The 13,103-nt window shown below is 36.8% G+C and carries 10 protein-coding genes; 3 read left to right on the top strand and 7 right to left on the bottom strand.

The genetic code is table 11. The features are described 5' to 3' along the window. Positions 1 to 168: 168 nt before the first annotated feature. Genes lysS through DW721_RS12335 form a run of 3 tightly spaced genes read right to left on the bottom strand, consistent with a single transcriptional unit; the run spans position 169 to position 4,328 of the window. Positions 169 to 2,199, bottom strand: a complete 2,031-nt coding sequence (lysS, locus tag DW721_RS12345) for a lysine--tRNA ligase (protein ID WP_118745935.1) — start codon at positions 2,197 to 2,199, stop codon at positions 169 to 171. Positions 2,200 to 2,225: 26 nt separating this feature from the next. Further along, positions 2,226 to 2,705, bottom strand: a complete 480-nt coding sequence (gene greA / locus DW721_RS12340) for a transcription elongation factor GreA (protein WP_118745934.1) — start codon at positions 2,703 to 2,705, stop codon at positions 2,226 to 2,228. Between the two features lie 57 nt (positions 2,706 to 2,762). Then, on the bottom strand, positions 2,763 to 4,328 hold the full coding sequence (locus tag DW721_RS12335) for a sialate O-acetylesterase (protein WP_118745933.1): 1,566 nt from the start codon (positions 4,326 to 4,328) through the stop codon (positions 2,763 to 2,765). 398 nt (positions 4,329 to 4,726) lie between these two features. Between DW721_RS12335 and DW721_RS12330 the strand changes: the two genes are divergently transcribed. Further along, complete coding sequence (locus DW721_RS12330) at positions 4,727 to 5,761, top strand: DUF5050 domain-containing protein (RefSeq protein WP_182436312.1); 1,035 nt, start codon at positions 4,727 to 4,729, stop codon at positions 5,759 to 5,761. A gap of 189 nt (positions 5,762 to 5,950) precedes the next feature. On the opposite strand, the gene DW721_RS12325 is transcribed toward DW721_RS12330, so the two are convergent. Further along, positions 5,951 to 6,883 (bottom strand): glycosyltransferase, encoded by a 933-nt coding sequence (locus DW721_RS12325; RefSeq protein WP_118745931.1) that lies wholly within the window; start codon positions 6,881 to 6,883, stop codon positions 5,951 to 5,953. Between the two features lie 133 nt (positions 6,884 to 7,016). Beyond that, complete coding sequence (locus DW721_RS12320; RefSeq protein WP_118745930.1) at positions 7,017 to 9,545, bottom strand: homocysteine S-methyltransferase family protein; 2,529 nt, start codon at positions 9,543 to 9,545, stop codon at positions 7,017 to 7,019. A gap of 266 nt (positions 9,546 to 9,811) precedes the next feature. Here DW721_RS12320 and DW721_RS12315 point away from each other — a divergent pair, with 266 nt between their 5' ends. Together DW721_RS12315 and pnuC are read left to right on the top strand one after the other, a co-directional pair. Further along, positions 9,812 to 11,380, top strand: a complete 1,569-nt coding sequence (locus tag DW721_RS12315; RefSeq protein ID WP_118745929.1) for a nucleotidyltransferase family protein — start codon at positions 9,812 to 9,814, stop codon at positions 11,378 to 11,380. A gap of 39 nt (positions 11,381 to 11,419) precedes the next feature. Next, positions 11,420 to 12,124, top strand: a complete 705-nt coding sequence (gene pnuC, locus DW721_RS12310; RefSeq protein ID WP_118745928.1) for a nicotinamide riboside transporter PnuC — start codon at positions 11,420 to 11,422, stop codon at positions 12,122 to 12,124. Between the two features lie 170 nt (positions 12,125 to 12,294). On the opposite strand, the gene DW721_RS12305 is transcribed toward pnuC, so the two are convergent. After that, positions 12,295 to 12,738, bottom strand: a complete 444-nt coding sequence (locus tag DW721_RS12305; protein ID WP_118745927.1) for a GNAT family N-acetyltransferase — start codon at positions 12,736 to 12,738, stop codon at positions 12,295 to 12,297. Positions 12,739 to 12,771: 33 nt separating this feature from the next. Beyond that, on the bottom strand, positions 12,772 to 13,092 hold the full coding sequence (locus tag DW721_RS16430; RefSeq protein ID WP_243036008.1) for a hypothetical protein: 321 nt from the start codon (positions 13,090 to 13,092) through the stop codon (positions 12,772 to 12,774). Positions 13,093 to 13,103 lie beyond the last annotated feature (11 nt).

The following is a 13,103-nucleotide window of genomic DNA, read 5'->3' as shown; positions in this document are numbered from 1 at the left end:
CGTGATAAGGGTTTTAACTGCTCGGTTATTAATCCTATCATCACTAAGAATAGCACAAACATCAACATACGAAAAGATGTAAGTTTGATGTAAATCGCTGTTTTTTCATTTTTTATCAAATGAAGTACGTCCCGTCTATTTGGTAAAACGGTACATCTTTACATCATCTTAATAGAGCTTTGCACCTGCCGGAATGTGGTCATCTACCATCAGAAGATGAAGCTTTTCTTCGCCTTCTTCTTTGTGGATAGCACTGAGAAGCATACCACAAGAGTCAATGCCCATCATAGCTCTCGGTGGAAGATTTGTGATAGCAATAAGAGTCTTTCCAACCAGTTCTTCCGGCTCATAAAAGCTATGAATACCGCTTAAAATGGTTCTGTCAGTACCTGTACCGTCATCAAGAGTAAACTGTAGAAGTTTCTTTGACTTAGGAACTGCTGTACATTCCTTAACCTTTACTGCTCTAAAGTCAGACTTACTGAATGTATCAAAATCAACAAAATCCTTAAATAGTGGTTCAACCTCTACCTTAGAGAAGTCAATCTTTTCTTCCTTAGGTTCAGCAACCGGCTTGTTAGCAGATTTTGATACACCTACAGACTTCATTGTTGGGAACAACAATACATCCCTGATTGCCTGCGAATCTGTAAGTAACATACAAAGTCTGTCAAGTCCGTATCCGATTCCGCCTGTTGGTGGCATACCAAGTTCAAGTGCATATAAGAAATCTTCGTCTGTATGCTCTGCCTCATCATCTCCTGCATCTGCATTAGCATCCTGCTGTGCAAAACGCTCTCTCTGGTCTATCGGATCATTGAGCTCTGAATATGCATTACACATCTCCCATGTATTACAGAAAAGCTCAAAACGCTCTACTTTTGTAGGGTCTGTTGGTTTCTTCTTTGTAAGTGGAGAAATCTCTATTGGATGGTCAGTGATAAATGTAGGCTGTATAAGCTCTTTCTCGCAATACTCCTCAAAGAACAGGTTAATAATATCACCTTTCTTGTGACGTTCCTCATATTCGATATGATGCTCATCTGCAAGTTTTTTTGCTGCCTCATCACTTTCGACCTTATCAAAATCAATGCCTGCATATTTTAAAATTGCCTCATTCATTGTCATTCTTGCAAATGGCTTGCCAAGATCAATTTCAACACCATTATATGAAATCTTTGTTGAACCTACTACTTTTTCTGCCAGATAACGGAACATTGATTCTGTAAGTTCCATCATTCCCTCATAATCTGTATATGCCTGATAAAGTTCCATAAGAGTAAACTCCGGGTTGTGTCTTGTATCTACGCCTTCGTTACGGAATACTCGTCCAATCTCATATACTCTTTCAAGTCCGCCTACTATAAGTCTCTTTAAATATAATTCTAACGAAATACGAAGCTTTACATCCTCATTGAGTGCATTATAGTGTGTTTCAAATGGTCTTGCGGCTGCTCCACCGGCATTAGATACAAGCATAGGTGTTTCTACTTCCATGAAATCTCTTGATGCAAGGAAATTTCTGATTTCTTTCATCATAAGTGATCTCTTTACAAATACATTTTTACTTTCCTCATTCATAATAAGGTCAATATATCTCTGACGATAACGTACATCTGTATCTGTAAGACCATGGAATTTCTCAGGTAAAATCTGAAGGGATTTCGATAACAGTGTCAATTCTTCCGCATGTATGGAAATCTCTCCTGTTTTTGTTCTAAATGCATAACCTTTTATGCCATAGATATCACCAATATCTGATTTTTTAAATACAGCATACGGCTCTTCTCCAATTGAATCTCTGGACACATATATCTGTATTTTTCCTTTGAGATCCTGAATATTACAAAATGATGCTTTTCCCATGACACGCTTAAACATCATACGGCCTGCCACCGATACCTGAATAGGAGATGCATCCATTATTGCTCTTCTTTCATTGTAATCATCATTTATTACTTTACGGGCTTCCGCTTCGTCCATTCCCTCTGTATCAGGCTTAACTCTGCCAGCAAGAAGTTTCTCTTCATGTGCTGTGTAAAGTTCTTTTACTTCATCCGAATGATGCGTCTGATCATACTTTGTAATCTCAAACGGATCTTTTCCTGCTTCCTGTAATGCAGCAAGTTTCTCTCTTCTTACCTTTAAAAGCTGGTTTAAATCCTGCTGTGTCTGTGGTTTTTTCTGCTGTTCTGCCACTTTTATTACTCCTTCCGTTTTTATTATTATCTGCTTACGCTCATTACTTCATATTTTATCATTTCACCATTTGGTGTCTCTATCTCGATAATATCACCTTTTGCTGCCCCTATAAGTGCAGCTCCGACAGGTGATTCATTTGAGATTTTATTATTAAGACAGTCAACCTCTGTTGAACCTACGATCTTATACTCCATCTCATCACCAAACTCAATATCTTTAATCTTTACCGTAGCACCTACATTAACCTTGTCAGCATCTCCCTCGTCATGCTCTACTACCTCAGCATTTTTAAGGATATTGTCGATTTCTTCGATACGCGCTTCTATGTCACGCTGCTCATCTTTTGCAGCATCATACTCAGCATTCTCTGACAAGTCTCCCTGCTCTCTTGCTTCCTTGATTTTCTGTGCTACTTCTTTTCTTTTATTTAATTTTAAGTCGTTTAACTCATCTTCCAGTGCCTTAAGACCTTCACGAGTCATAAGATTTTTCTTTCCAGCCATCTTAAATCCTCCATAAATTCATATTCATATCGCTTGATTATACTGCAAAACCACCATTTAGTCAACCTCGGCATTTTTCCACAATCCTTCATTTCTGCTGCCGGTCGCAACTGCCCCGTCATCACAACTTGTTCTAAACGGTGCGGCAGGTATTCCATTTTTGCCAAATAATGTCACTTCTGAATAATTTGTCCAGCAGTATCTTGCATATTTAGGCTTATCTACCTCAGATGCCGATACTACAATATCATTTCCTGCAATCTTGGCATCTGCTTTATAATATTTCTTATCATCACCTGCAATCTCAAATCCTATAAGTTTCTCTCCCTTACATTCCATGCCATTATCTGCATAATCAAAATGAAGTATCATTTTTTCTTCGTCTTTTTCATACGACTTGTATATCGGTCCAAATGCACTCTTTTCATTATCATTTTTATATACATGATAAAGTGCCTGCTCGCAGAGTCTCTCTCCAACAACATCTTTCTGTACCGGATGAATGTTTCCATACTCGCCCTTGTCAAGTATGACTGCAATTCCTGTGTTTTTAACAGTCTTAAACACACGCATCTGGGCTTCTCGTATAAACGGCCAGTTATGGTAATCAGGCTCTCCATCATTCTTAAACATAGGAAGCTGAACAATCATAAATGGGAGTTGCTCATCTCTCCAGTCATGACGCCACTGTCTTATAAGTGTTGAAAGCATCGTATAATATGTATAAGGCATATGGTCATCTTCCTCGCCCTGATAATATAAAAATCCTCTGAGCGTATAAGGCATTACCCTCTTAAGAAGCGAATCGTAAAGTCCGTTCGGTCTTGTCTCATTTCTTGGTCCCATAGGTCCCGGATACTGATTTTCTCCAAAAAGGCTTATCGCCTCATCCCATGTAGGATTTTTGGCAGTCTCATAATAATGACCGACATTCTTATCAAACTCTGCCTGATATTTAATATATTCTTCTCTGGATTTTATGTACTCCTCTGGATTTTGTCCCTTAACCGCATTGTCATATTTATCAAGATAAGGTTTTAAAAGTGTCTCCTGCTCCATAAACTCCCTGCTCGTCCAGCATGAAGCCGAAGTTCCGCCCCAGTTGCAGCCGATAATACCGACCGTCACTCCAAGTTTTTTTGAAAGCTCTTTTGCAAAATAGTATGCAACGGCAGACCAGTTTTTGCAATTATCAGGTGTGCAATGCTGCCACTCACTCTTTTTTTCTGCTTCAAAAAGTTCATCTCCGACCCATGACACTTTCGGTGTATAATAATACCTTACACCGTCATCTTTTACATTTGCACAAACTTCCTGTCCGTTCATGCTGTTCTGAAGTTCAAGCTCCATATTAGACTGACCTCCGGCAAGCCATACCTCACCTATCATTATATCTGTATATTTTTTAGTCTGTACTCCATCCGACACCTCAAGTTCATAAGGTCCGCCTGCTGCCATCGGCGGCAGTTCAATCTCCCATCTGCCGTTATTTACATCTGAACTTACTTTTTTTTCATCTATTACTGCTGTAACATTTTTTTCATCACTTTCTCCCCAAAGTAATATATTTTTTTCTCTCTGAAATACCATATGGTCGCTAAAAATAGCCGGTAAACTTAACATACTTCGTCCTCCTGATTATTATCACTTTTGTACTCATTATATCATAAATTTGTGCAAGCTTTTTGCACATAATGGAGTTTCGTTAGAAACTCTTAATATGAACACTTTTGTGTTCATTATATCATAAATTCGCTCGAATAAATACAAAGTTTTTCCATCTGTTTTACATTCCAAATCTTATAGTAACAGTTCAGCCTTGCACATCTTATATAAAAACAATCGGCATTGCTATTGTCACACTTTTATAGATAGGTTATAATAAATATGTAACTGTTGTTGCACATACCAAAAATGAATAGCAGTTATATAATAAGTTTTTACGAAACTATTTGCTATGTCTTTGCAGTCAATAAGTTTCGTTACAACCTAATCTATCTAACACAGGGAGGGCTGGTATATTGAAAAAAGGAAGCTTAATAAAAAGAATTTTAGCAAGTATATTAATACTTGCCGCTGTCGCTGTCATATCTATTCTTATAATAAAAAAAGGGAAAGTCAAATTATACAGTGATTCATCCACTACCGGCAATACAAGTGGCAATCTTTTAAATGGTGGTCTTTTCACACAGGCAGACGATGTGATTTATTTTGCCAATCCAAACGACCATAATAAACTATACAAAATGAATGCAAACCTCAGCAAAATAAAAAAAGTCTATAATGACAAGGTAAGTTATATAAATGCTGCCGGAAATTACATTTTTTACACCAGAAGAAATGATAAATTCAAAAAATCTGATAATGCACTGTTGTCTTTAAGTACTACCGGACTTTTCAGAATAACAAAAAACGGTACTGATTTATCAAGGCTTTATGAAGACCCTACTCAAGTAGCCTGCCTTTATGGAAATCATGTATATTACCAGCATTATGACCATAAAAAAGGTCTTGAACTTTATTCAGCGAAAATAGACGGTTCAAAAAATAAACTTCTTAAAAGAGAAGCCATATCGCCTTATTCTGTTTCCGGTAACACTATTTATTATTCCGGCTGGGCAAAAGAACATAATATTCATTCAATGGATATTTCAGGTGCCAATGACAAAGTCATATACAATGGCAACTGTACATCTGTTATAAAATCAGGCGACTACATATATTTTCTTAACATGAATCAAAACTATAATTTGTGCCGTATCGGACTTGATGGTGGTTCTGCCGAAACTATAGTCCAATATAAACTTGCCACATATAATATCACAAATGATGGCAACATTATTTTCTATCAAGTTGATAACGGTCAAAACAATGGTATATATATGTATGATATGAGTACCGGCACAAATGAGCAGATTGCTGCAGGCAATTTCAATTTTATACATATAATCTCCGATTATGTTTTCTATGAAGACTATGAGGGAAAAACAGCATACTACTACAATATTTCAACAGGTGAAAATAAAAATTTTAATCCAACTGTTGAAAAGGACTAAAACAGAACACAAATAAAAGAACATATAGCATAGCTTATATACAAACTGTGCCATATGTTCTTTTTTAATGTCTGTGAAAATGTTCGTAACACAGCAGAAAACCAGCGTTTTCCCCTTTTTTATTTTAACAGTTCAGTCTTTCATTTCTTAGATTAATGAACCGTCAACTGCCAAAACTCAGCTTTTATTTTATTTCCAGTATTCTTTATTCATTGTGCAGGCAAGTACCATTTTCTTTGGAAGTTTTTCATAATTTTTTCCAAGCTTATATCCAAACAGCCTAAAGCCACACTGCATCATAAAATAAAATGTCTTTATAAATTTTCCATTTTTCAAAAGACGGATTATAACTTTTTTGGCATAGCCTGCCCCTTCTTTTTCAGAAGAAATATTATCAAATATCTCATGATACTGTCTCTGTGACACACCGAGGTCAAAGCTCCTTACAAACTGCTGTTTACAAGTATATGAATGTGAATGGATAACCTTTGCATCCGCCATATATGCAACGCTGAATCCTGCCTGCATCTCTTTATATGCCATTATCATATCTTCATTAAATATCGTTTTCTTGACAAATCCGCCAAGTTTTTTATATACATCAAGTCTATACATTGCACATACATCCGAGCAAAAATAAGCTTTTATTCCAAGCTTTTTTTCATCCTTTTTAGTTTTTACGATACTTTCCTCCGGATAGTTATTTTCTCTTGTCATCCGCTCTATCTCATCCGCATCTTCTCTTGCAAGCTGCCTTGCGTAAGCTATCCCTACTTTTCTGTCATCAAATGCATTTAAAAGATTTTCGATAACATAATCATCATAACATACCGCATCCTGCGTCATAAAAAGAACATATTCACTTTTCGCCATAAGTGCCCCATATGCCCTTGTTGCACCGTGGTCAAAATCAGACTTTTTTATCGGATGAACAGATATTATATTTGCAAGTCCGTGACTGCATTTTTCTTTATCAAACAGCTTTTCGTCTTTACTCTCTATCGTCTGTAAAAGATATATGTGTTCCGGTCTTTTGCTCTGCTTATAAAGTTTTTCAAGCATTTTTACAAAATCATTGCCCGCTTTATATATCGGTATAACAACATCTACACTGTTTCCCATATTTTACACCTTTCTTTTTGTAAGTCTATGTAATTATTTTTTATCACCATGCCAACAATTTATTTATCACTTATTTTCGCTATTGTTTTCGACACCCAAAATAAAAAATCTCATTACATACGCAAACATTTCATTATTTATTTTTGTCTCTCTCGGCAAGAAGTTTTCCAACAACCTCAACTGCATTCTGGGCATCTTCCGAATAACCATCTGCTCCTATTTCATCAGCAAATCCCTGTGTTATAACTGCTCCGCCAATTATGACAAGCGTATCCATATTATTTTCTTTTACAAGATTTACAACCTTTTTCATCTCCATCATAGTGGTTGTCATAAGTGCCGAAAGACCGATTATATCCGCATTATGCTCCTTTGCAGCTTCTATGATAGTCTCTGCCGGGACATCTTTTCCAAGGTCGATAACATCATAACCATAATTTTTAAGCATGAGCACTACAAGATTTTTTCCAATATCGTGTATATCATGCTCAACGGTTGCCATTACTATCGTACCCAAAGGCTCTTTATCTTTATTCTGTGCAAGCACCGGTTCTAACACACCGATACCAAGTTCCATTGTCTCGGCACTTGATATGAGCTGTGGAAGATAATATATCTGTTTATCAAAGAGTTTTCCAACATGCGTTATCGCAGGTATCAGACTTTTATCTATTATAGACTGTGCGTCCGCACCATTGTCAAGTGCTTCCCTCACGAGTTCTTCTATCTTTTTGCTTCTTCCCTTGACAACAGCTTCAAAAAGTTTGTCATCTTTTGGCACATCACTGTCTATATCAGCGGCAGATGTGGTATTTCCTGCCTGTGCCGTAACCTGTGACGCATCTATGTCTCCTGAAAGCACCGAAAGTTTTCTTCCCGTAACCCTGTTTATATATCTTGTGTCTGACTCAGGTTTATTCATAAGAAGGTCAGCGGCAAACATTGAATGCATAAGAAGATCCTGTGACGGATTTGCGATTGCCATAGTAAGTCCGTGGCTTATGGCGATACTCATAAAACTACTGTTTACAAACATTCTCTCAGGCAGTCCGAAGGAAATATTTGAAAGACCACACGCCGTTGCCACTCCTATATCATTTTTGCAATACGAAATAGTTTCCATTGTCTCTTTAGCGGCATTTCTGTTTGCTCCTATCGTAGCGACAAGACCGTCAACAACAACATCATCTTTTGTAAGGCCAAACTCATATGCCCTCTCAAGAATCGTATGAATAATCTCTTTCTTTTCATCAATATCCTTTGGAAGCCCTGCTTCTGAAAGCGGGAGTAAGATAAACATTGCACCATATTTTCTCGCAACCGGAATAAGTTTTTCAAATTTTTCGGGCTCAAGAGAAATCGAGTTTATCAATGCTCGTCCCGGATAAATTCTAAGTGCTGCCTCAACAACAGACGGATGACTTGAATCTATTGACAAAGGAAGGTTGCTTACAAGAGTAAGTTCATTTACACATTTAAGCATCATTTCTTTTTCATCAATGCCGTTCATACCCATATTTACATCAAGGATAGATGCACCAAACTCCTCTTGCGACTCAGCCATCTCGCAGACCATATCAAGACTTCCCTCACGAAGCTGTGCCTGAAGTGCTTTCTTTCCTGTCGGATTTATCCTCTCACCGATAATAAGAAAATCTCCGTCAAGGTCAATCGGCAGCACATTTCTCTCAGTAGACAATGCTCGCCTTAAGACTTTTCCCTCTCTCTTTTCAAAAGAGCCGCCGTCCTTATAACCTTTCTCAATAAGAAGTTCATTTAAAAGCCTTATATGCTCAGGTGTTGTTCCGCAGCATCCGCCCACAACATCTGCACCAGCCTCAACAAGCGGCATCATTTCTCTTGCAAATTCCTCAGGTCCCATATCATAGATGGTGACACCATCCTCAAGTTTTGGCAGACCTGCATTTGGCTTTGCCACAATCGGAACATCTGCATATTCTGTCATCGTCTTTACTATCTCAATCATCTTGTCAGGTCCCGTTGAACAGTTTACACCGACCGCATCGACACCAAGAGTAGTCATTACAAGAGCCGCCGTCTCAGGATTTGTACCATAGAGAGTTCTGCCATCCTCATTAAATGTAAGCGTCACCATAATAGGAAGCTCACAAACTTCTTTAGCCGCAATAACTGCGGCCCTGCACTCCTGAAGACTCATCATAGTCTCAACCACAATAAAATCAATCCCTGCATCAGCAATGCATCTTATCTGTTCCTTATATATGTCAACAAGTTCCTCAAACATAAGTGGTCCGACAGGATATACCTGTTTTCCGGTCATAGTAATGTCACCTGCTATATAGACTTCTCTGCCTGCTTTCTTCTCCTCGTCCGTCAGCCCTTCATCAACGGCAGCTTTAGAAATCTCTACAAGTTTTGTGTTTATCTCAAAAAGCTTGTCATCAAGACCGTACTCCTCAAGTTTAATCCTGTTTCCCGAAAATGTAGGTGCATACAAAACATCACTGCCCGCCTGTATATATTCAATCTGAAGCTGCTTTAAAACTTCGCTGTTTTCAATAATCCACTCCTCAGGGCAGACACCAACCGGCATACCTCTTTTCTGTAAATTTGAACCCGTTGCTCCATCAAGTATAAGCTTTGATTTTTTTATTCTATCTCTAAACTCTTTTTTTGTCATAACAATATATAATCCTCATTTCCGAGCGTTTTATCATCACTTCCTGCTCTTATTTATCAAAAGTAATTATAGCCGAAAAGCATTTGTTTTACAACAATTTAATATTATGGTAAACTTAGTGGCACACTATAAATGTGATTATAATTTAATACCGCAAGCACACTCGTAAATCCCCACTTTGCTTTTGCAAGAGTCACTCATCACCTAATGGTAATGGGTTCTCTCTTCAATTTTATAAAACATCACTTAAAAAGGAGCGATTAACATTGAAAACAATAGGAATAGTTGCTGAATATAATCCGTTCCACAACGGACATAAATACCAGATAGAACAGACAAAAAAACAGCTTGGTGCCGACAATGTTGTTGTCGTAATGAGCGGCAATTTTGTCCAGCGTGGCGGTGTTGCGTGGACAGATAAATATCTGCGTGCAAAAATGGCTATAGACTGTGGTGCCGATCTTGTTTTTGAATTGCCCGTTGTTTTTTCGTGTGCAAGTGCTGAAACTTTTGCCCTTGGCTCTGTAGCACTCCTTGACTCTCTCGGTTTTGTCGATGAAATCTGTTTTGGCAGTGAAGAAGGAAATCTTGAAATACTTGAAAAGATTTCTTCTATATTAAATAGCAATGATTATATTAAAGAACTTGAAATATACTTGAAAAAAGGGATATCATTTCCTGTCGCACGAGAGGAATATCTAAAACAGCATATGCCCCAATATCGTGATATCCTCCCAACACTTTTAAAACAGCCAAACAACATATTAGGAATCGAGTATATAAAAGCACTAAAAAGAATAGGAAGTCATATCAAACCTGTTACAATAAAAAGGATTGACAATGGTTATCATTCGACAAGCCTTGATAGCACTCCCACTCTTTCAGACAACACCTGTAATTTAATTCCAAACAGAAATATGCAAAATACAAACAAAAATGTTTGCTGCAGTCCTGACTCTAAAAAAGAAATATATTTGTCTGATAAAGAAAATAACAAATTCAGTTCAGCATCTGCAATAAGAACATCATTTGAAAAGTTAAACTTTTTTTCAGATATAAATAAAAAAGAAGCAGCTTTAACTACTATCACTACGCATGTGCCTGAACCTGTCATAAATATTTTAAAAAATAATCTTACACGATTTCCTGCCGACAACCCCCTTTTCTCTGATATGCTGTATTTTAAGCTCTTATCATTAAAAAAAGAAGATATGCCGTTAGGAATTTATAGTGATATTTCTCCCGAATTATCCGACAGAATATATAATAATCTGCCACATTACAAAGGCTTTGACAACTTTGCAGACATCTTAAAGACAAAGCAATATACACACACACGCATCACAAGAGTGCTTACACATATTCTGCTTGATATAAAAAAAGAAGACATGGAGCTGTTTATAACTAAGCTTTATCCTAACAGAGATAAACCGCTTACAAAAAATTCACAGGCTGATGAGCATGATAAAAATATTACGGATTTTATGCCGACTTTAGCATATGCCAGACTTTTAGGAATGAACAAAAACAAAAGCGGACTTCTTCGCAATATAAAAAATATTCCTCTTATCACAAAAGTTGCTGATGCAGACAAAAGCTTTGAAAGATTTCTGTCACAATTCCAAACTGACAATGCGTTTTCCAAAAAGCCTGCACAAGCAAATAAAAGTAACGGCAATAACGCTGTATCTGTAACAGACAAACAGCACTTACAATACATGAAACAGCTTCAAAAAATGTTTAAATATGACCTGTTTGCAGCAGAGCTGTATCGTTTCTGCACTCACAAGCATGTTCCCGATGAATATCGCGCAGGAGTTTATATTTTGCATTGACCGAAGTAAATAAAGAAATACACACTGGAGGTAACGATAATGTTATTAAAAAATATGTCAGACTATTTTACAAAGAAAGAATTATTATTATGGATAGGTTCAATACTCACAATATTGATATCATTTATTCTTTTTAAAGGTGACAATACACTGTCACTTATAGCATCACTCATCGGTGTTACATCACTTATATTTTGTGCAAAAGGAAATCCGTTTGGACAATTTCTCATAATCATATTCAGTTTACTTTATGGAATTATTTCATTTTCATATGCATATTACGGCGAAATGATAACTTATCTTGGCATGACTGCACCAATAGCTTTGTTTTCAATGATCACATGGCTTAAAAATCCTTATGAAGGCAATAAATCAGAAGTCGAAGTGAAACATCTTAAGTTGAAGGATATTATACCTATGATAATCCTGACCGTTATTGTAACCTTTGTTTTTTATTTTATATTGGATTATTTTAATACGGCAAATCTTATTCCGAGTACATTTTCAGTCACAACAAGTTTTCTTGCAATTTATCTGACAACAAAAAGAAGCCCTTTTTATGCAGTTGCATATGCCGCAAACGACCTTGTGCTTATCGTACTTTGGAGCATTGCCGCAAAAACAAATATTACATATGTTTCTGTGATCGTCTGCTTTGCAGTATTTTTGTTAAATGATATTTACGGATTCATAAACTGGCAAAAAATGCATAAACGACAGACAACAGTTGAAATGTGCCAGTGATACATTTCACCTGTTGTTTAGCAGAATAATTATTAGTCAAGTGGATATTCACAATCCGCTTTGCTGCCTGATAGTGTTAAATTTGATGGTAACATCACTTTTTACACTCTTTTTAATCTTATGCTTTCGGTTTTAATGGGCCATAATATATTGCAAAAGGAATGTTAAATTCATAAATATCTTTGCAAATATACCATATCTATTAACTGTACACCGCCCTCATAGATTGGGTGATTATAATTATCGGTAAAGAAATTGGGAATCTTGTGAGAACGGATAAATCCACATTTTTCATAAAATGGTATTGTCAATGGACTGTCACCTGTTCCAACCTGCAAAATAGAATATTCTTCTGCATATTTTTCTGCAAGGAAGTCTATCAGAGCTTTACCATAGCCATTTCCTTGGTTCTTTGGATCAACTGCGATATTTTTAATTTCAAGTATTCCATTATCTTCATCAGTAACGACACATTCAGCTTTTACATTACCATCTTCAAGTACATACATAGTACCCTTTTCAAGATAGCGATCAATCATATTTTCCTGTTCATCAGCTAATAACAATAATGATATAAACTGCTTTTTATTTACATTTACTTCTCGAATTATCATATCCACTACTCCGTCAAACTGGAAGTTATTAATCTACAATTTTAATCTATAGCCCATCTTCTTGCCCTTCGGACAAGAAGCATCCCACGCTTCTGAACAAAATGGAACTCCATCTGTTCCACAATGCATTGTTCCCGGAGAAAGTAATACCCCTTCATCCGTTTTTCCGCTTTTTATCAGTGTGCCTGCTCCCATATGCCAATAGTCATCACGCTCATCGTTGCGATAAAACATAAATTCATCTCCAACATTGTAACAAGGACATTTCCCACTGTCGGGTACTGCACAATATTGCGCCTGTAATTCCGGAAATAATTTTTTATCCAAAACAGTAACTTTCACTCTATGCTCCATATCGTATCTCT

It is taken from the genome of Clostridium sp. AM27-31LB, from assembly GCF_003480745.1.
Lineage (GTDB): Bacteria > Bacillota > Clostridia > Lachnospirales > Lachnospiraceae > Butyribacter > Butyribacter intestini.
Note: the sequence above shows the minus strand (reverse complement) of the source record. Positions and strands in the feature narration are given on the sequence as shown.